Origin of the sequence: Sphingomonas sp., from assembly GCF_017745215.1 — a bacterium.
Classification (GTDB): Bacteria; Pseudomonadota; Alphaproteobacteria; order Sphingomonadales; family Sphingomonadaceae; genus Sphingomonas.
In genome coordinates this window covers 125,325-142,533 of record NZ_JAGHZV010000004.1, presented here as the reverse complement: position 1 = coordinate 142,533, position 17,209 = coordinate 125,325, and the positions used below count along the sequence as shown (strand labels likewise).

Here is a 17,209-nt window from a genome sequence, read left to right as displayed (position 1 = left end):
CTCCAGCGATGATCATGATCGCCCTCCCGCTCGCAGCGCTCCTTTCGAGCACCGGCCCCGATACCGAGGTCACGCGCCACCGCTTCGAAGGCGCGCGGATCGAGCGATATGGGCCGATGCCGCCGTTCGACTCGGGGTTCCTGTGGATGCTGCGCGAGATGCGCGTCACCACCGCCGAAGGTGAAACGCGCACGCTCTACGTGACGCACCTGAGCAAGAACCAGGACTATCCACAGCCGGGATCGCATTGCGACTTCACCACGGTCGTACGGCACATCGCGGGTACGCCCGACGGCGCGATGATCACCGCGGACGGGGGACGCGATTCACCGCTCGGCGACGTGGTCGAGGACCTGCGCTGCGACAAGCCCTAGCGCAGCAGCACCAGTTCCTCGGCCATGCTCGGGTGGAGCGCCACGGTCTGGTCGAACGCGTCCTTGGTCAGGCCCGCCTTCACCGCTACCGCCGCGGCCTGGAGGATCTCCGGCGCCTCGGGGCCGATCATGTGGAGCCCCACCACGCGCCCGGTGTTGCCGTCGCAGACCATCTTGTAGAGCGAGCGCTCGTTGCGGCCGGCGAGGACGTTCTTCATCGGCCGGAAGTCCGAGGCATAGACCTTGACCGCGCCCAGCCGGTTGCGAGCCTGGCCCTCGGTGAGGCCCACCGAAGCGATCGGCGGGTGGCTGAACACTGCGCTGGGGACGTTCTCATAGTCCACCCGCGTCGGCTTGTTGCCGAAGATCGTGTCGGCGAAGGCCTGGCCCTCGCGGATCGCGACGGGGGTCAGCTGGATGCGGTTGGTGACGTCGCCCACCGCGAAGATCGAGTCGACGCTCGAGCGATTGTCGTCGTCGACCTTCACTGCGCCCTTGTCGTCGAGCAGCACGCCGACCGCCTCCAGCCCCAGCCCCTCGCTGTTGGGGACGCGGCCGGTGGCGAAGAGCACGCAGTCGACCGTTACGGGCTCATGGTTCTTCATCTCGACGGTCAGCGAGCCGTCGTCGTTCTTCACGATCCCCTTGAACCCTGCGTTGAAGCGGAACTCGATCCCCTTCATCATCGAGATCTGGAGCAGCCGGTCGCGCAACTGCTCGTCATAGCCGCGCAGGATCGCGTCCGAGCGGTTGATCAGCGTCACCTTGCTGCCGAACTCGTTGAAGATCCCGGCGAACTCGTTGGCGATATAGCCGCCGCCCGCGATCAGGATGCGCTTGGGCAGCGCTTCCAAGTGGAAGACCTCGTTCGAGGTGATGCCGTGCTCGCTCCCCGGGCAATCGGGAATCTGCGGGCGCGCGCCGGTGGCGATGAGGATATATTTCGCGCTGACCTTGCGGCCGCTCGCCAGCGTCACTTCGTGCGGGCCGGTGACGGTGGCGCGCTCGAGCAGGATGTCGACCTTGTTGTTGTTGAGCGTGTCCGTGTACGCGGCGTTGATCCGGTCGACATCGGCCAGGACATTGTCGCGCAGCACCGTCCAGTCGAAGTCGCATTCGGGGACGTTCCAGCCGAAGCGACGCGCGTCCTTGAGGTCCTCGGCGAAATGCGCGCCGTAGACGAGCAGCTTCTTGGGCACGCAGCCGCGGATCACGCAGGTGCCGCCGACGCGATATTCCTCCGCGACCGCGACGCGCGCGCCATGCGCCGCCGAGACCCGCGCGGCGCGGACGCCGCCCGATCCGGCGCCGATCACGAACAGGTCATAGTCGTAGCTGGGCATTTTCTGGTCCTCGTTGCGTGGGGCGCAATTTCGTGTCGAGGGCGGCACGGTTCAAGCAGCCTCGCGCGACTTCGCTGGCCGGCGCCTTAGAGACACGCCCGTTCCGAGCCAAATGCCTTTCCGCTATCGACGCGATACGCCTCAGCGCTTGCGGACGAACTCGGCGCGCAGCACCAACCCCTTGATGCCGTCGAACTTGCAGTCGATCTCCTGCGGATCGCCGGTGAGGCGGATCGACTTGATCAGCGTGCCGCGCTTGAGCGTCTGGCCCGCGCCCTTGACGGGCAGATCCTTGATCAGCGTGACCTGATCGCCGTCCTGCAGAAGATTGCCCACCGAATCGCGAACTTCCACGGCGTCGACTGTCGCGGCCATGGCCGCCGCGTCGGTGGCGCTGATCCATTCGCCGCTTGCCTCGTCGAACACATAGCTGTCGTCGTCGCCCATCAACCGAACGCCCGCGCGATCAGGTCGGTCGTCGAGGGATCGAAGTCGCCGCCCTTCTCCGCCGCCTTGGCCATCTCCTTGCCCAACTCCACCCCGAACTGGTCGAAGGCGTTGATCCCCAGCAGCGCCGCATTTACGAAGGTCCGCTGCTCGTAGAAGGCGATCAGCGCGCCGAGCGTGCGCGGGTCGAGCTGGTCGAGCAGCAGCGTGGTCGAGGGCCGGTCGCCCGGATAGGCGCGCGCCTCGTCGGCATGGCCGCGGCCCGCCATCAGCGCCGCGCCTTGCGCGAACATGTTGAGCAGCAGCTGGCGGTGGTGCGCCTCGTCGAGCGAATCGCCGCCCTCGATCGCACCGATGAACTCGACTGGCACGAGGTGGGTGCCCTGGTGGAGCAGCTGGAACACCGCATGCTGCGCATCGGCGCCCACCCCGCCCCAGGTGATCGGCGAGGTCGGATAATCGACCGGCTGTCCTTCGGCGGTCACGCGCTTGCCGTTCGATTCCATCTCGAGCTGCTGGAGGTAGCTCGGCAGCAGCGCGAGCCGCTCGTCATAGGCGAAGACCGCGCGCGTCTCGCAGCCGCGGACCTGGGTGTAATAGAGGTCGGCGAAGGCGGCGAGCACCGGGGCGTTCTGCTCCAGCGGGGTGAAGCGGAAGTGGCGGTCCATCTCGGCCGCGCCTTCGAGCAGTTCCTCGAACGCGTCCCAGCCCAGCGCCAATGCCGCCGGGAAGCCGATCGACGACCAGAGCGAATAGCGCCCGCCCACCGACTCGGCGAAGGGCAGGATGCGCGTCTCGTCGACGCCCCATTCGATCGCCTTTTCGGGATTGGCGGTGAGCGCGATCACCCGGCCATAGGGATCCTCGACGCCGTTCTCGGTCAGCCAGGCGAGCGCGCTCTCGGCGTTGAGCAGCGTCTCGGTGGTGGTGAAGGTCTTGGACGCGACGGCGATGAGCGTGGCCTCGGGATCGAAGGCGTCGAGCGCTGTCTCGAGCGCGACGCCGTCGACGTTCGAGACGATCGCGACGTCGTAGCGGTCCATGTCGCGGCCGAGCGCGTCGACGAGCAGGTCGGGCCCCAGCGCCGAGCCGCCGATGCCGATGTGGATGAGGTGGCGCACCGGCCCCAGCGCCTCGGCCTCGATCGCGTCGATCAGCGCGCGCATCCGCGAGTGGAAGAGCTTGGCGCGCGCCACGCTGTCGGGCGCGCCCTCGCCGCGCTCGGCGCTGTGCTCGACCGCGCGGCCTTCGGTGACGTTGACGATGTCGCCCGCGAACAGCGCATCGCGCTTGGCGGTGAGGCCCATTGCCTGGGCAATCTCGGCGAAGGCGGCGATCGCCTCGCGCGTCAGATGCGTCTTCGACCAGTCGAAATGGATGCCCGCGACATCGGTGCTGAGCGATGCGAGCCGGTCGGGATCGTCCGCGAACAACTGGGTGAGCGGGGTGCGCGGCAGCGCCTGGACTTTCGACCAATCGGGAACGGGCATGGGATTTCCTCCTGGCTTCGCACCCGCCCTATCGTCCCGTTGCGGAAGCCGCCACCCGGATTCCCGCGCTTGACGCCAAAGCGCTGCCCGAGGCACAGCAGCGCGCATGGAAAACACCACGCCTGCCGGGCCCGAGGGCGCCGACAAGACCGCCGGGGCCGCAGCGGCGCCCAAGTCCGAATGGCGCGACCTCGGGCTGTTCCTGCTCAAGCTGGCGGTGGTGGTGATCGTCATCCGCAGCTTCATCTTCTCGCCGTTCAACATCCCGAGCGAGTCGATGCTGCCGCGGCTGCTGATCGGCGACTATCTGTTCATCACCAAGTTCAACTACGGCTATTCGCGCCACTCGTTGCCGTTCAGCGTGCCGCTGCTGCCCAACATGCACTGGGCCGATCCGGCGCGCGGCGACGTCGTCGTGTTCAAGGCACCCGAGCATAATGGCGAGGACTGGATCAAGCGCGTGATCGGCCTGCCGGGCGACACGGTTCAGATGGTGGGTGGCCAGCTGATCCTCAACGGCAAGCCGGTGCCCAAGGAGAAGATCGCCGATTTCATCGTGCCGGTCTCGCCCAATTTCGGCTGCGAGAAGATCCAGTTCCAGGAGACCACGGCCGACGGCAAGGTCCAGTGCCGCATCCCGCGCTATCGCGAGACGCTGCCGAACGGGAAGCAATATGAAGTGCTCGACCAGGGCACCGATCCCAATCGCGCCTTCGACCCCGACAATACCGAGGTCTATACCGTGCCGCCGGGGCATGTCTTCCTGATGGGCGACAACCGAGACGATTCGACCGACAGCCGCTTCGCCCAGCCGCCCAACGGCCCGGGGATCGGTTTCGTGCCGATGGCCAATCTCGAGGGCCGCGCGGTCGCGACCTTCTGGTCGACCGACGGCAGCGCCAATTGGTTCCTGCCTTGGACCTGGTTCACCGCGGCGCGCTGGGAGCGGATGGGGCGCGGTTTTTGACCGACGCGACCCTGGCCGAGTGGATCGCCGCGACCTTCGGCCAGGCGCCGGGCGACCTGTCCGGCTATGAGCGCGCGCTGACCCACGGCAGCCAGGCCGCGGCGAACTACGAACGGCTCGAGTTCCTCGGCGACCGCGTGCTGGGGCTCAGCATCGCCGAGTGGCTCTACCTGCGCTTCCCGGGCGAGCCCGAGGGCATGCTCTCGCGCCGCTTCAATTCGCTGGTGACGGGCCAGGTCTGCGCCGAGATCGCGCGCTCGCTCGACGTCGCGGCGCACCTCAAGCTCGGCAAGCAGGCGCGCGAGGATGGCGCTGCGGACAGCGACAATGTGCTCGGCGACGTGATGGAGGCGCTGATCGGCGCCTTCTACCTCGATTGCGGGCTGGAGGCGGCGCGCAGCTTCATCCGCGCCGCCTGGGACAGCCGGATCGAGGCACAGCCCCAGGCGCCCAAGCATCCCAAGTCGGCGCTCCAGGAATGGGCCGCCGCGCACAACCGCCGCCCGCCGGAATATACCGTGCTCGACCGCGCGGGACCGAACCACGCGCCGCGCTTCACCGTGAAGGTCTCGATCGGCAAGCTGGCCGAAGCGACGGCGGAAGGCACGAGCAAGCAGGAGGCGGAGACCGCGGCGGCGGCGGCACTGCTCGAGGAGTTGCGGGGATAGCCTTCCCCCTGATCGTCACCCCGGCGAAAGCCGGGGCCCAGGGCCACGCGCGATTCGCTCTCCTACTCCTGGGTCGCGGCTTTCGCCGGGATGACGCTTTGGTTTCAGTCGAGCGCGATCTGCTCTAGAGGCGCGCGATGGAATCGACGAACCCCACCCAACGCTGCGGCCTGATCGCCGTGGTCGGCGCGCCCAATGCCGGCAAGTCGACTTTGGTCAATGCGCTGGTCGGCCAGAAGGTCGCGATCGTCAGCCCCAAGGCGCAGACCACGCGCGCGCGGCTGATGGGGATCGCGATCGAAGGCGACACCCAGCTGCTGCTCGTCGACACGCCCGGCATCTTCGCCCCCTCGCGCCGGCTCGACCGGGCGATGGTCGCCGCCGCGTGGGAAGGCGCCGAGGGCGCCGACGCCGTCGCGCTGGTGGTCGACGGCAAGGGCGGGATCGGCCCCAAGGTCGAGACCGTGCTCGAGAGCCTCGAGACCCGCCGCGAGCCCAGGATCCTGATCCTCAACAAGGTCGACGTCGCCGACAAGCCCAGGCTGCTCGGCCATGCCGCGCGGCTGAACGAAGCGCTGCCGTTCGACGAGACCTTCTTCGTCTCGGCCACCACCGGCGACGGCGTGCCCGAGCTGAAGGCCGCGCTTGCCGCGCGCATGCCCGCTGGGCCATGGCACTTCCCCGAGGACCAGGTCTCCGACGCGACCGAGCGGATGATCGCCGCCGAAGTGACGCGCGAGCAGCTCTACCTCCAGCTCCACGCCGAGCTGCCCTATGACAGCGCGATCGAGACCGAGAAGTACAGCGAGCGCGAAGACGGCTCGGTCGAGATCCACCAGCAGATCCTCGTCGCGCGCGAGACCCAGCGCGCGATCGTGCTCGGCAAGGGCGGCAGCCGGATCAAGGAGATCGGCGCGCGCGCCCGCGCCGAGCTCTCGAAGCTGATGGGCGTCCCCGTCCACCTCTATCTCCACGTCAAGGTGAACCCGAAGTGGGAGGACGATCGCGCGCTTTACCGCGAGATCGGTCTCGATTGGGTCGAATAATCGGCGACTTTCACGGCTGGGTAAGATCGGCGTGAGATGAAGCGGGCTTGGTTCAACGGAATCGGCCCGGACACGACGGATGAGCAAGAAGATCAAGGCGGCGATCGTGCAGGATGCGCCGCTGCCGCTGGCGATCGGCGAAGGCCTGGATCGCGCGGTGCAGCTCGCCAAGCAGGCGATCGAGACCGGCGCGAAGGTGATCGCGTTCGGCGAGAGCTTCCTCGGCGGCCAGCCCGCCTGGCTCGAGCATCATCCCGCCGCCTCGCTGTGGGAGCATCCCGGCACGCGCGAGCTCCACGCGCTGCTGCTCGACCAGGCGGTCCGCGGCAATGATCCGCGCTTCCAGCCGCTGCAATGGGTGGTCGACATCGCCGATGTCGCGGTCTCGATCGGCGGCTATTCGCGCGTGCGCCGCAGCCTGTTCAACACCCAGTTCCTGTTCCGCCCCAAGGCACCGGTGCTCGTCCACCGCAAGCTGATGCCCGCCTCGAACGAGCGGATGCTGATCGGCACCGGTGACGGATCGACGCTCGGCGTGCACGAGGCGCCCTGGGGCAAGGTCGGCCAGCTCGCCTCGAACGAGCATTGGATGCCGCTCGCCCGCGCGGCGATGCACCACAGCGGCGAGGCCGTGCACGTCGCCGCCTGGCCGACGGTGCGCGACATCAGCCTGCTCGCCTCGTGCCACTATGCCTATGAGGGCCGCGCCTTCGTGCTCGCCGCGGGCACGGTGCAGCACCACGACGACTATCTCCACGGCTATGCCCGCGCCGGCGGCGACGGACCCGGCCGCGCATTGCTCGACCAGTTGCCCGAGGGCAGGCTCCAGCACGGAGGCAGCGCGATCGTCGCGCCCGACGGGGTGGTGATCGCCCAGGCCGGCGAAGGCCCCGAGATCCTCACCGCCTGCCTCGATCTCGGCGAGATCGAGCACGGCCTGGCGACGCTCGACATCGACGGCCAGCATGCCCGCCCCGACGTGTTCGAGCTGCGCATCGACCGGCGCCCGCGCACGGGCATCGTCGACAGCGACGACGAAGCTTCCGAAGCGGCCTGAAGGCGCTTCGGGCCACCGGCGAAGGTCGAGACCCGGGACGGGGACGGACAGCACCCATCCTCCCGGGTCTCGGCCTTCGCCGGTGTATCTCCGCTCCCCTTCTTCGTCGGGGTGGTCGATCGTTTTGTTGCTTGGCCTGACCCGGCGGCTCCCGCTATCGCGCGGCTTCGCAGCTGGGGAGAAGCCAAATGCCCTATCGTTTCGAGACGCTCGACGTGTTCACCGACCGCCGCTTCGGCGGCAACCCGCTCGCGGTGTTCACCGACGCGGCGGGGATCGGCGAGGCCGAGATGCAGGCGCTCGGCAACGAGTTCAACCTGAGCGAGATCACCTTCGTCTTCGCCCCCGAGGACCCGGCGAACACGGCGAAGGTGCGGATCTTCACCCCCGCGCACGAAATGCCCTTCGCCGGCCATCCGAGCATCGGCACCGCCTGGGTGCTCGCGCGCCATGGCAAGGCGAAGGGCGGCGAGATCCGCCTCGAGGTCCCCGCGGGCGTGGTGCGCGTGGTGATGGCCCATGGCGCGGACGGCGAAGTGACCGGCGGCATGCTCACCGCGCCGCAGCCGCTCTCGACCGGCCGGACGGTCGACGTTGCGACGATCGCGGCCTGTGCGGGCCTCGCGCCCGAGGACGTCGTCACCGCGACGCACCCGCCGATCGCCGCGAGCGTCGGCGCGAGCTTCGTCTTCGCCGAAGTGACGCCCGAGGCGCTGCCCCGCGCGCTCCCCGAGCTCAGCGGCTTCCGCGCCGCGACCCGGGCCTATGGCCCGCGCTTCGAGCTGTTCCTCTACGCCCGCGACGGCGACCGGATCGACGCGCGGATGTTCGCGCCGCTGGTCGGCGTGGTCGAGGACCCGGCGACGGGCAGCGCCAATGCCGCGCTCGCCGCGCTGCTGCTCTCGATCCTCGGCGGCGACGAAGCGCGCTTCGCGGTCCGCCAGGGCGAGACGATGGGCCGGCTCAGCCTGCTCGACATCGAAGCGCTGCGCACGCCCGAAGGCATCCTCGGCCGCGTCGGCGGCTCGTGCGTCGCGATGATGACGGGGGAGTTTCTTTAACCTTCAAATCGTCATCCCGACTTTCGCGGGGATGACGACTGTGAGAAAACCCCCTTCCACCGGGCCTCTTTTCATTCGCTGCCAAGGGGTGTATTGCTCATCCAATACACATGAACAGGGAGACCCGAGAATGCGCCTTCTGCTGATCTGCGCCGCCGCCCTGCCGCTCGGCGCGTGCCATGCGAGTTGGGAGCACAAGGGCACCGAAGTCGCGCCCAGCGGCACGGGCGCGACGCGCAGCTACGCCGCGACCGGCTTCACCGGCGTCGACGTGCGCGGTTCGGACGACGTGATCGTCAAGGCCGGCCAGGCCTTTTCGGTGACCGCGCAGGGCGATTCGAAGCTGCTCGACAAGCTCGACATCCGCGTCGACGGCGACACGCTGCGCATCGGCCGCAAGGAAAGCTGGAGCTGGAGCGGCGGCAACGCGCGCATCACCGTGACGATGCCCAAGCTCACCTCGGCGAGCGTCGCCGGCTCGGGCAACCTCACCGCCGATCGAGCCGAGGGCGACTTCTCCGGCGACCTCGCGGGTTCGGGCAATCTCGAGGTCGCGGGCCTCGCGGGCGGCAAGGTCGATCTGTCGGTCGCCGGCTCGGGCAACATCAAGGTCTCGGGCACGGCGCAGAGCCTCCATGCCGACACCGCCGGCTCGGGCGACATCGACGCGCGCGGGCTCAAGACCTCGAGCGCCAACGTTTCGGTCGCGGGCTCGGGCAACGTCAACGGCAATGTCGAGGGCGAGGCCGACGTCTCGATCGTCGGCTCGGGCGACGTCGACCTGGGTGCGAGCGCGCATTGCAAGGTGAGCGCGATGGGCTCGGGCGAGGCGCACTGCGGGCGCTGAGCCGGGGTTTTTTGCATCGGCGGCGCAGGCGTGCGAAACCCGCACCATGCGCCGCCTCCTGCCGCTGATCCTGCTCCTCGCCGCGGCGCCCGCGGGCGACCAGCGCAGCTTCATCGTCAGCGGCTTCGATCGGCTGCGCGTCGACGGGCCGTTCGAAGTGGCGGTGGTCCCCGGCAGCTCGCCCGACGCGCACGCCGAAGGGACGCGCGACGCGCTCGACCGCGTCCAGGTGCGCACCGACGGCACCACGCTGGTGGTGAGCGCGGGCACGCTCGGCTGGGAAGTCCGCGCGCGCGACGCGATCACGCTGCCCAAGGTGACGGTCGTCGCGCCATCGCTGCGATCGGTGCTGATCACCGGCGGCGGCAAGGTCGATGTTGCCGAGCTCAAGGGCCAGCGCGTCGAGGCGACGGTGAACGGCGCGGGCTCGCTCAGCATCGCCAATGTCGACGCCGAGAGCTTCTCGGGCTCGCTCACCGGCGGCGGCTCGATCCTGGTCAGCGGCAAGGCGGGGCAGGCGAACTTCAATTCGCTCGGCTTCGGCAGCATCGACGCTTCGGGTCTCATCGCTGGCGACCTGGTGGTGCGCTCGAACAGTACTGGCGGCGGGCACTACGCCGCACGCTTCACCGCGCGGGTGACCGCGATGGCGACGGGTTCGGTGCGCGTCGAAGGCCAGCCCAAATGCTTCCTCTCGGGCACGGGCCCGATCAGCTGCGGCGACAATTCGAACGTGGAGCGGCGGTAGACTCGAACTCGATCACCCTGAATCGTCATCCCGGCGGAAGCCGGGATGACGGCTGATCAAACCTGATCGGGTTTGCTTCTACGCCGCCAGCGGGAACCTGAGCAGCCGGTCCTCCAGCGCCACCAGCGCTTCCGCCCGCGGCCCCACCGCCCGCACGATCTCGCGGTGGCGCGCGTCGAGCCCACCGGTGAGCGCGCCGAACGCCGGCAGGATCAGCTTGGTCGCGGTCGCGACGAAGCAGCGTCGCGACACCAGCCGCCCGCGTACGCTCACGCGCAGCTTGGGGTGGAAATGCCCCGATAGCTCGGGCCGCGCATCGGCGGGATCCGCTTCGTGGCGCAGCATCACCCCGTCGACCTCGGCCTCCTCGGCGATCCGCCCGCCGAAGGGATCGGCGAGCGCCTCGTCATGGTTGCCGGTGATCCAATGCCAGTCGACGCGCGCCGTCAGTCGCTCGAGCAGAGCGCGCGCATCCTCGGGCAGCCGCTCGCAGCCCAGCGAATCGTGGAAGCTGTCGCCCAGGCACCAGAGCTCGCCCGCGCCCGTCCGTGCGATCAGCGCTTCGACCGCGTGCAGCGTCGCCAGCGAATCATAGGGCGGTAGCATCTGGCCGTGCCCGGCGAACCAGCTCGCCTTCTCGAAGTGGAGATCGGCGACGAGCAGCGCGCGCCGCGCCGGCCAGTAGAGCGCGCCCTGTGCGAGCGCGCGAAAATCGTGGCCGGCGAACGAAAGGGGAACCATGCCCCGCTATCGCGCGGGGGAAGGCTCCAGGTCAACAGCGTCTTATCGGCTGACTCTTGTCGCCGCGACGGAGCAGCGCATGCTCGCCGTCGACGCGCTCGACGGTGTAGCGGATGACGTCGGGCGGATCGAGCGTCTCGCTGTCCTCGCCTTCCTCGCCCTCCTGGCTCATCCGCTGGGTGATCGTTTCGGTCACCTCGTTGCCCGCAGCCTGCCAGCTGCCGAAGTCGCCGTTGGCTTCCACCTTGCCGTCGGCGCCATAAGTGACGCCGAAGTCGCTCGCGCAATCGTCGCCATAGGCCCAATGGTCGACCAGCCAGGTCGAGAGCGGCGCATCGAGCGGCGGGATCGGGCTGGGCGTCGGTGTCTCGACCTTCGGGATCGCGCTATTGCCTTCGGGCGCGCCGCCGCATCCGGCGAGCGCCAAGATCAGGATTCCGACAATCCAGCGTCCAGCCATGCAGCCCTCCCTCGCCGGAGGAGGATAGCCGCAATCCCTGCACCGCAACAGGCCTCACGCCGCAACCGGCGCCTTCGCCATCGCGCCCACTTCGGCGAGGATCCGCACCCAGGAGCGCATCCCCTTGTGGAAGCTCTTGAGATCGTATTTCTCGTTGGGCGAGTGGATGTTGTCGTCGGGCAGCGCGAAGCCGACCATCACGCTGTCCATCCCCAGGATGCGCGAAATCGAATTGACCACCGGGATCGACCCGCCGCAGCCGAGCAGCGCCGACTTGCCCCATTCGGCGTCGAGCGCGGCGCGCGCTGCGGCGACTTCGGGGCTGTCGCTCGCCAGGCTGATCGCCGGGCTGCCGGGGCCGCGCAGGCTGAACTCGGCGGTGCAGTCGGAGGGCAGGCGGGTGCGGACATGGTCCTCGAACGCCGCCCAGACCTTGTCCGGATCCTGCGTGCCGACGAGGCGGAAGCTGATCTTGGCGTGCGCCTCGGCGGGGATCACGGTCTTGAACCCCTCGCCGGTATAGCCGCCCCAGATGCCGTTGACTTCGGCGGTGGGCCGCGACCAGCTCTGCTCGAGCACGTCATAGCCCTGCTCGCCCGCGGGCACGCTGAGCCCCACGTCGCCGAGGAACGCCTTGTCGTCGAAACCGAGCGCATCCCACGACTTGCGGACATCGGCGGTCACTTCGGGCACGCCGTCGTAGAAGCCGGCGAGCGTCACGCGGCCGTCGGCGTCCTTCATCTCGCCGAGGATCGTCGCGAGCAGCTGGATCGGGTTGCGCGCCGGGCCGCCGTAGAGTCCCGAATGCAAGTCGCGCGACGCCGCATGGATGGTCACTTCGCCCGCGACATTGCCGCGCAGGCCGATGGTGAGGCCGGGCGTCTCGGTATCCCACATCAGCGTGTCGCAGATCATCGCGAAGTCGGCCTTCAGCTCCTCGGCATTGTCGTGGAGGAACGGATCGAGGCTCTGCGAGCCCGACTCCTCCTCGCCCTCGAGCAGCATGGTGACGCGGCAGGGAAGCTGGCCGCTCGTCTCCTTCCAGGCGCGGCACGCTTCGATGAAGGTGCGCAGCTGGCCCTTGTCGTCGGACGAGCCGCGGCCGGTGATCTGCCTGGCGCCGTCGGCGCGCGTCTCGATCGCGGGATCGAAGGGATCGCGCCGCCACAGGTTGAGCGGATCGACCGGCTGGACGTCGTAATGGCCGTAGAAGAGGATGTGCGGGCCCTTCGCGTCCCTGGGACCGTCATGGTGCGCGACGACCATCGGATGGCCGGGCGTCGGCGCGACGCGGGCGGTGAAGCCGAGGCCGACCAGCTCATCGGACAGCAGCTGCGCGGCGCGCACGCATTCGGCGGCATAGGCCGGGTCGGTCGATACCGAAGGCACGCGCATCAGCGCGAACAGGCGGTCGACGGTGTCGTCGAGGTGATCCTCGATCCAGGCGAGAGCGGGGGCGGAGTCGGTCATCGGAAGGACTTAGGCCTGGGGCCGGACCCTCGCAAGCGCCACGCCTTCTTCGTCCTCCCGGCTTTCGGCGGGATGACGAGGCGTTGGAAAAATCAGGGCTGTTGCGCGAGCAGATACAGCTGCCGCAGCGCGTCGATCGGCTTGAGCCCGTCGGCGGCTTCGTAATGCCAGAAGGTCCAGCCGTTGCACGACGGCGCCTGCTGGAGCGTCGCGCCGACCTTGTGGATCGAGCCTTCGCAACCCTCGGCGCGCAGCGATCCGTCGGCCTGGACGGTCGCGCGCCAGCGGCGGCGCGTGTCGCTCAGCACCTGGCCCGGCTCGAGCAGCCCGCATTCGACCAGCGCGCCGAACGCCACCCGCGGCGCGGCCTTGCCCGCCTGCATCGTCTTCAGCGCCGATTCGTCGAGCGGCAGCGCCGCGGCGATCCGGTCGGTCGCGGCGGCGCAATAGCCCGGCTCGCGCTCGATGCCGATCCAGCGCCGCCCCAGCCGCTTGGCGACCGCGCCGGTGGTGCCCGTGCCGAAGAAGGGGTCGAGGATCACGTCGCCCGGCTGCGTCGTCGCGAGCAGCACGCGGTAGAGCAGCGCCTCGGGCTTCTGGGTCGGGTGGACCTTGACGCCATTGTCCTTCAGCCGCTCCTGCCCGCCGCAGATCGGGAATTCCCAGTCCGAGCGCATCTGCAGCTCGTCGTTCAAGGTCTTCATCGTGCGATAGTTGAAGGTGTAGCGCGCCTTCTCGCTGGTCGACGCCCAGATCATCGTCTCATGCGCGTTGGTGAAGCGCGTGCCCTTGAAATTGGGCATCGGGTTCGACTTGCGCCAGACGATGTCGTTGAGGATCCAGAAGCCGAGGTCCTGGATCGCCGCGCCGACGCGGAAGATATTGTGATAGCTGCCGATCACCCAGATCGAGCCCGAATCCTTGAGCACGCGGCGCGCCTCGGCCAGCCAGGCGCGGGTGAAGGCATCGTAGGCGGCAAAGCTGTCGAACTTGTCCCAGGCGTCGGTGACTGCGTCCACATGACTGCCGTCAGGCCGGCTGAGGTCGCCGCCGAGCTGGAGGTTGTAGGGCGGATCGGCGAAGATCACGTCGATCGACTTGGACGGCAGCGAGCGCATCGCTTCGATGCAATCGGACATCAGGATGGTGTCGAGCGGCAGCGCGCCCTCGGCAATTGCCGCGACCCTGGCCCGGCCGTTCACCTTCTCAAGCACACCCATCGCAGAAAATCCCCCGGTTGGAGGCGCGTTTTCGTCGCCGTCGGACTCCGCCGTCAAGCGGAGATTGGTTAACGAAAATCCTTCCCAAATGGTTAGGACTCAGAACATTTCGAGACTTATCCACATCTGGAGTCGTGAAGTTATCCACAGGCACAAGCGCTGGGGTGTGGCACGAAAGACTCAGCCGGTCCGGATCGCGAGCCCCGCCGGGCGCTTCCGGCGTCCTATAATGGGCTGAGACCATTTCCCGAGGATCCGCAACCCGATGATGCACGAAGCCGCCGCGCCCGAGGCCGCCGCCGCGCCGACCGCCGACGACGTCGTCAATTTGATGCTGAGCGTGATGTCCGACGGGCTCGACCATCCCGAGCTGTGGGAGGTCATCCCCGGCCTCGCGCGCGATCCCGCGCTGGTGCCCGCGCTCCAGCAGCGCCTGGCGTACGAGCCCAACTATCTCACCAAGACCTGCCTGCGCCTGCTGCTCGGCATGTGCGCCTCGGCCGACGGCGAGACTGCGGAAGTGCTCGAGATCCTCTCGCCGCTCGCTGCCCAGTTCAGTCAGTCGCTGCTCGTCCAGGGCGCGCTGTTCCACCTCGAGGCCAAGCTCGACCCCGGGAATCCGAAGTACCAGCTGCAGGGCAAGGTCTGCCTCACGCCGTTCAGCCAGCTCGACGTGCTCGACGGCAGCACGCACCAATGCTGCGCGAGCTGGCTGCCCGCCTCGCTCGGTAACCCGCACGTCGCCGATTGGGAGACGATGTGGAACGGCGAGACCGCGCAGGCGATCCGCGCGAGCATGCTCGACGGCTCCTACCGCTACTGCAACAAGCGCACCTGCCCCTATATCCAGGGCAACAAGCTCCAGCCGATCGCCGAGCTGGAGGCCGATTCCAAATGGGGCGAGATCATCAAGGCGCGCGAGACGCGCATGCCGCGCGGGCCCGAGACGATCAACCTTTCCTACGACCGCACCTGCAACCTCTCGTGCCCGAGCTGCCGCACCGAGCGCTACGCCGCCGACGACGCGACGCGCGACCGCTACGAGGCGCTGCAGGAGCACATGATCCTGCCGCTGCTCAAGAATGCGAAGACGGTCTACATCACCGGCTCGGGCGATCCGTTCGCGAGCAAGAACTTCCGCCGGCTGATGGAGCAGCTCACGCTCGAGGATTATCCCGAGCTCAAGTTCATCGTGATGACCAACGGGATGCTGTTCACCCCGCGCCAATGGGCGGCGTTCCCTTCGCTCCACAATCGCGTCCAGTCGCTGCGGATCAGCGTCGACGCGGCGACCGGACCGACCCACGAGCTGCTCCGCCGCGGCGCGCGCTGGGAGACGATGCTCGAGAACATGACCTTCGCGGGCACGCTCAAGGCCGAGGGGCTGATCGAGGATTACATGCTCACCTTCACGGTGCAGAAGGAGAATTACCGCGAGATGGGCGACGTGGTCGATCTCGCGCGCGAGATGGGCTGTTCGAGCGTCTATTTCGGCCGCGTGACCAACTGGGGGACGTTCAGCGAGGCGGAGTATCAGGACAAGGCGGTGTTCGTACCGGGCCATCCCGAATACGACGCCTTCGTCGAGGCCACTCTCGACCCGCGCCTGCGCGATCCTCTGGTGTGGCCGAGCGACCTCGACGAGTTCATCCGCGCGGAGCGGTGAGGCGAGTCGACCGGCCGAAGAGTCACAAGAGTCACGACCCGTCGCCGGGATTCGGCCATCCGGACTTCACCTGGTTCAAAGAGCGGCCGGACGGGTCCAGCCGCGCCAGCCAAGCAGCCGAATTCCTACATTGCAAGCGCCTCGGCCCGCGCCCTATTCCGCCGCGAAGTCGAGGTGGCGTGCTGAACTCGTTTACGCAGCGTGGCACCGATAAACGCCATCCCGAGCAGCATCATTGCCCACGTGTACGCCTCGGGGACGGAGGAAATGCTCAACTGAGTGGGTGAGAAATACAAGCCCGTGGTACCGGCATGCAAGGGATGCGGCTGAGAGGTTAGGCGCCGAAAAGAAACGGCCGCACCCGAAGGGGGTAGGATGGGGTGAATTCCGTAGACATCATCATCGCCCTCGATCACGTTAGAATAAATGCTCGCCACACCGCCTAGTTCTACATCATAAACAACGTCCAACGTATCAACCGTAACATCGCGCAATGGGATATATACGAATAATCCTGTATCGATTTCTGTATTGATAAATCCATTGGTCGGTAAATATATTAGATATACATCTTTGATTTTTATCTTTGCGACACCACCAAAATAGGATTTATCTGCTTCCACGTGCGACGGAATATCAAACCAAATCTCAAACGGCCTACCAGTAAACAATTCATTCAGGCCCCAGAAGCCCAGACTCTCGGTACACGCTGCTGTTCTTGTGATGGAAATGCGCGTGGTCGCGCCCGCACTCGTGGCGCTAATGCAGGCGAATATGATAAGTAACGCCGCTCGAAGCATCGCCCCCTCCAGACTATCCGATCGATAATGCGATCTTTGGGCGAAAATTCGGGGAAGTCTATTCCGTTAAAATCGACGCGGAGAGCCTCAACTCACTCTGCGCCACCGGCGCGAAGCTCCGCCGGTGGTGCGGCGTGGGGCCCAGCGTGCGCAGCGCTTCCTGGTGGACCCTGGCGGCATAGCCCTTGTTCGAGGCCCAGCCATAGCCGGGATGGAGCGCGTCGAGCTCGATCATCAGGCAGTCGCGGTGGTGCTTGGCGACGATCGACGCCGCCGCGATCGACAGGCTGAGCGCGTCGCCGCCGACGATCGCGGCGCTGCGATGGTCCCAGTCGGGGCAGCGGTTGCCGTCGACGAGCACCATCGCCGGCGCGAAGCCAAGCGCCTCGACCGCGCGGGTCATCGCCAGCATCGTCGCCCAGAGGATGTTGAGCGTGTCGATCTCCTCGACGCTCGCGAGGCCGATGCCGACCTTCGCGCACTCGAGCAATTGCGCGCAGAGCTTCTCGCGGCGCGGCGCGGTCAGCGCCTTGGAATCGTCGATCCCCTCGGGGATGCACCTGGGGTCGAGCACCACCGCGGCGGCGACCACCGGCCCGGCGAGCGGGCCCCGGCCGGCCTCGTCGACGCCGGCGATCGGGCCCTTGTGGAGCCGCATGTAGCGGCGCTCGTGCTTGAGGTCAGGCATCGCTGAGACGCACCTCCACAACCGTCATCCCGGCGAAAGTCGGGACCCAGGGCAGCAGGCTGCATCGCTCGTGGCCCTGGGTCCCGGCTTTCGCCGGGATGACGGAAGGAAGAACG

The 17,209-nt window shown here is 67.7% G+C and carries 18 protein-coding genes; 9 read left to right on the top strand and 9 right to left on the bottom strand.

What is annotated here, in order from left to right:
• Positions 1-14 precede the first annotated feature (14 nt).
• Complete coding sequence (locus J7495_RS05840) at positions 15-374, top strand: hypothetical protein (protein ID WP_294055297.1); 360 nt, start codon at positions 15-17, stop codon at positions 372-374.
• On the opposite strand, the gene gorA is transcribed toward J7495_RS05840, so the two are convergent.
• The 3 genes from gorA to pgi all read right to left on the bottom strand — a co-directional run bounded on the left by gorA (position 371) and on the right by pgi (position 3,654).
• Positions 371-1,717 (bottom strand): glutathione-disulfide reductase, encoded by a 1,347-nt coding sequence (gene gorA, locus J7495_RS05835; RefSeq protein WP_294055295.1) that lies wholly within the window; start codon positions 1,715-1,717, stop codon positions 371-373. The two genes, J7495_RS05840 and gorA, sit on opposite strands and share 4 nt — an antisense overlap.
• 141 nt (positions 1,718-1,858) lie before the next feature.
• On the bottom strand, positions 1,859-2,164 hold the full coding sequence (locus J7495_RS05830) for an alkylphosphonate utilization protein (protein ID WP_294055294.1): 306 nt from the start codon (positions 2,162-2,164) through the stop codon (positions 1,859-1,861).
• A complete protein-coding gene (gene pgi, locus J7495_RS05825; RefSeq protein ID WP_294055292.1) occupies positions 2,164-3,654 on the bottom strand; it encodes a glucose-6-phosphate isomerase in 1,491 nt (496 codons plus the stop codon). Before pgi ends, J7495_RS05830 begins: the two co-directional genes overlap by 1 nt.
• 106 nt (positions 3,655-3,760) lie before the next feature.
• On the opposite strand from pgi, the gene lepB reads away from it, so the two are divergent.
• The 7 genes from lepB to J7495_RS05790 all read left to right on the top strand — a co-directional run bounded on the left by lepB (position 3,761) and on the right by J7495_RS05790 (position 10,048).
• Entirely contained in the window at positions 3,761-4,621 is an 861-nt protein-coding gene (gene lepB / locus J7495_RS05820) for a signal peptidase I (protein WP_294055290.1), read from the top strand.
• Positions 4,618-5,289, top strand: a complete 672-nt coding sequence (gene rnc, locus J7495_RS05815; RefSeq protein ID WP_294055289.1) for a ribonuclease III — start codon at positions 4,618-4,620, stop codon at positions 5,287-5,289. Before lepB ends, rnc begins: the two co-directional genes overlap by 4 nt.
• Positions 5,290-5,426: 137 nt before the next feature.
• Positions 5,427-6,335 (top strand): GTPase Era, encoded by a 909-nt coding sequence (gene era / locus J7495_RS05810; RefSeq protein ID WP_294055287.1) that lies wholly within the window; start codon positions 5,427-5,429, stop codon positions 6,333-6,335.
• Positions 6,336-6,414: 79 nt separating this feature from the next.
• Entirely contained in the window at positions 6,415-7,392 is a 978-nt protein-coding gene (locus J7495_RS05805) for a nitrilase-related carbon-nitrogen hydrolase (RefSeq protein WP_294055285.1), read from the top strand.
• A gap of 188 nt (positions 7,393-7,580) precedes the next feature.
• Positions 7,581-8,453: a PhzF family phenazine biosynthesis protein gene (locus J7495_RS05800; protein ID WP_294055283.1), complete on the top strand. Its 873-nt coding sequence runs from the start codon at positions 7,581-7,583 to the stop codon at positions 8,451-8,453.
• A 130-nt stretch (positions 8,454-8,583) separates the two neighbouring features.
• The gene (locus tag J7495_RS05795) at positions 8,584-9,300 is read left to right on the top strand and encodes a head GIN domain-containing protein (RefSeq protein ID WP_294055281.1); all 717 of its coding nucleotides are present in this window, start codon (positions 8,584-8,586) and stop codon (positions 9,298-9,300) included.
• A gap of 46 nt (positions 9,301-9,346) precedes the next feature.
• Positions 9,347-10,048, top strand: coding sequence for a DUF2807 domain-containing protein (locus J7495_RS05790; protein ID WP_294055279.1), 702 nt, complete (start codon positions 9,347-9,349; stop codon positions 10,046-10,048).
• Positions 10,049-10,126: 78 nt separating this feature from the next.
• Here J7495_RS05790 and pdeM read toward each other — a convergent pair whose 3' ends face one another.
• The 4 genes from pdeM to J7495_RS05770 all read right to left on the bottom strand — a co-directional run bounded on the left by pdeM (position 10,127) and on the right by J7495_RS05770 (position 13,939).
• Positions 10,127-10,789: a ligase-associated DNA damage response endonuclease PdeM gene (gene pdeM / locus J7495_RS05785; RefSeq protein WP_294055277.1), complete on the bottom strand. Its 663-nt coding sequence runs from the start codon at positions 10,787-10,789 to the stop codon at positions 10,127-10,129.
• 31 nt (positions 10,790-10,820) lie between these two features.
• A complete protein-coding gene (locus J7495_RS05780) occupies positions 10,821-11,249 on the bottom strand; it encodes a hypothetical protein (RefSeq protein WP_294055276.1) in 429 nt (142 codons plus the stop codon).
• A 54-nt stretch (positions 11,250-11,303) separates the two neighbouring features.
• On the bottom strand, positions 11,304-12,719 hold the full coding sequence (locus tag J7495_RS05775) for a M20/M25/M40 family metallo-hydrolase (protein ID WP_294055274.1): 1,416 nt from the start codon (positions 12,717-12,719) through the stop codon (positions 11,304-11,306).
• Positions 12,720-12,811: 92 nt separating this feature from the next.
• A complete protein-coding gene (locus tag J7495_RS05770; protein ID WP_294055272.1) occupies positions 12,812-13,939 on the bottom strand; it encodes a site-specific DNA-methyltransferase in 1,128 nt (375 codons plus the stop codon).
• A 265-nt stretch (positions 13,940-14,204) separates the two neighbouring features.
• Between J7495_RS05770 and J7495_RS05765 the strand changes: the two genes are divergently transcribed.
• Positions 14,205-15,605, top strand: a complete 1,401-nt coding sequence (locus tag J7495_RS05765; RefSeq protein WP_294055270.1) for a radical SAM protein — start codon at positions 14,205-14,207, stop codon at positions 15,603-15,605.
• A 125-nt stretch (positions 15,606-15,730) separates the two neighbouring features.
• On the opposite strand, the gene J7495_RS05760 is transcribed toward J7495_RS05765, so the two are convergent.
• Together J7495_RS05760 and J7495_RS05755 are read right to left on the bottom strand one after the other, a co-directional pair.
• Positions 15,731-16,405 carry a PEP-CTERM sorting domain-containing protein gene (locus J7495_RS05760; RefSeq protein ID WP_294055268.1) on the bottom strand — a complete coding sequence of 225 codons (675 nt, stop codon included), beginning with the start codon at positions 16,403-16,405 and terminating at the stop codon, positions 15,731-15,733.
• A gap of 58 nt (positions 16,406-16,463) precedes the next feature.
• Positions 16,464-17,093, bottom strand: a complete 630-nt coding sequence (locus J7495_RS05755; RefSeq protein ID WP_294055266.1) for a ribonuclease HII — start codon at positions 17,091-17,093, stop codon at positions 16,464-16,466.
• Positions 17,094-17,209 lie beyond the last annotated feature (116 nt).

What these genes read in the sequence shown, in the direction of transcription:
- J7495_RS05840 (WP_294055297.1), top strand. Translation starts at nt 15, where the DNA reads ATGATCGCCCTCCCGCTCGCAGCGCTCCTTTCGAGCACCGGCCCCGAT.
- gorA (WP_294055295.1), bottom strand. Translation starts at nt 1,717, where the DNA reads ATGCCCAGCTACGACTATGACCTGTTCGTGATCGGCGCCGGATCGGGC.
- J7495_RS05830 (WP_294055294.1), bottom strand. Translation starts at nt 2,164, where the DNA reads ATGGGCGACGACGACAGCTATGTGTTCGACGAGGCAAGCGGCGAATGG.
- pgi (WP_294055292.1), bottom strand. Translation starts at nt 3,654, where the DNA reads ATGCCCGTTCCCGATTGGTCGAAAGTCCAGGCGCTGCCGCGCACCCCG.
- lepB (WP_294055290.1), top strand. Translation starts at nt 3,761, where the DNA reads ATGGAAAACACCACGCCTGCCGGGCCCGAGGGCGCCGACAAGACCGCC.
- era (WP_294055287.1), top strand. Translation starts at nt 5,427, where the DNA reads ATGGAATCGACGAACCCCACCCAACGCTGCGGCCTGATCGCCGTGGTC.
- J7495_RS05805 (WP_294055285.1), top strand. Translation starts at nt 6,415, where the DNA reads ATGAGCAAGAAGATCAAGGCGGCGATCGTGCAGGATGCGCCGCTGCCG.
- J7495_RS05800 (WP_294055283.1), top strand. Translation starts at nt 7,581, where the DNA reads ATGCCCTATCGTTTCGAGACGCTCGACGTGTTCACCGACCGCCGCTTC.
- J7495_RS05795 (WP_294055281.1), top strand. Translation starts at nt 8,584, where the DNA reads ATGCGCCTTCTGCTGATCTGCGCCGCCGCCCTGCCGCTCGGCGCGTGC.
- J7495_RS05790 (WP_294055279.1), top strand. Translation starts at nt 9,347, where the DNA reads ATGCGCCGCCTCCTGCCGCTGATCCTGCTCCTCGCCGCGGCGCCCGCG.
- pdeM (WP_294055277.1), bottom strand. Translation starts at nt 10,789, where the DNA reads ATGGTTCCCCTTTCGTTCGCCGGCCACGATTTTCGCGCGCTCGCACAG.
- J7495_RS05780 (WP_294055276.1), bottom strand. Translation starts at nt 11,249, where the DNA reads ATGGCTGGACGCTGGATTGTCGGAATCCTGATCTTGGCGCTCGCCGGA.
- J7495_RS05775 (WP_294055274.1), bottom strand. Translation starts at nt 12,719, where the DNA reads ATGACCGACTCCGCCCCCGCTCTCGCCTGGATCGAGGATCACCTCGAC.
- J7495_RS05770 (WP_294055272.1), bottom strand. Translation starts at nt 13,939, where the DNA reads ATGGGTGTGCTTGAGAAGGTGAACGGCCGGGCCAGGGTCGCGGCAATT.
- J7495_RS05765 (WP_294055270.1), top strand. Translation starts at nt 14,205, where the DNA reads ATGATGCACGAAGCCGCCGCGCCCGAGGCCGCCGCCGCGCCGACCGCC.
- J7495_RS05760 (WP_294055268.1), bottom strand. Translation starts at nt 16,405, where the DNA reads ATGCTTCGAGCGGCGTTACTTATCATATTCGCCTGCATTAGCGCCACG.
- J7495_RS05755 (WP_294055266.1), bottom strand. Translation starts at nt 17,093, where the DNA reads ATGCCTGACCTCAAGCACGAGCGCCGCTACATGCGGCTCCACAAGGGC.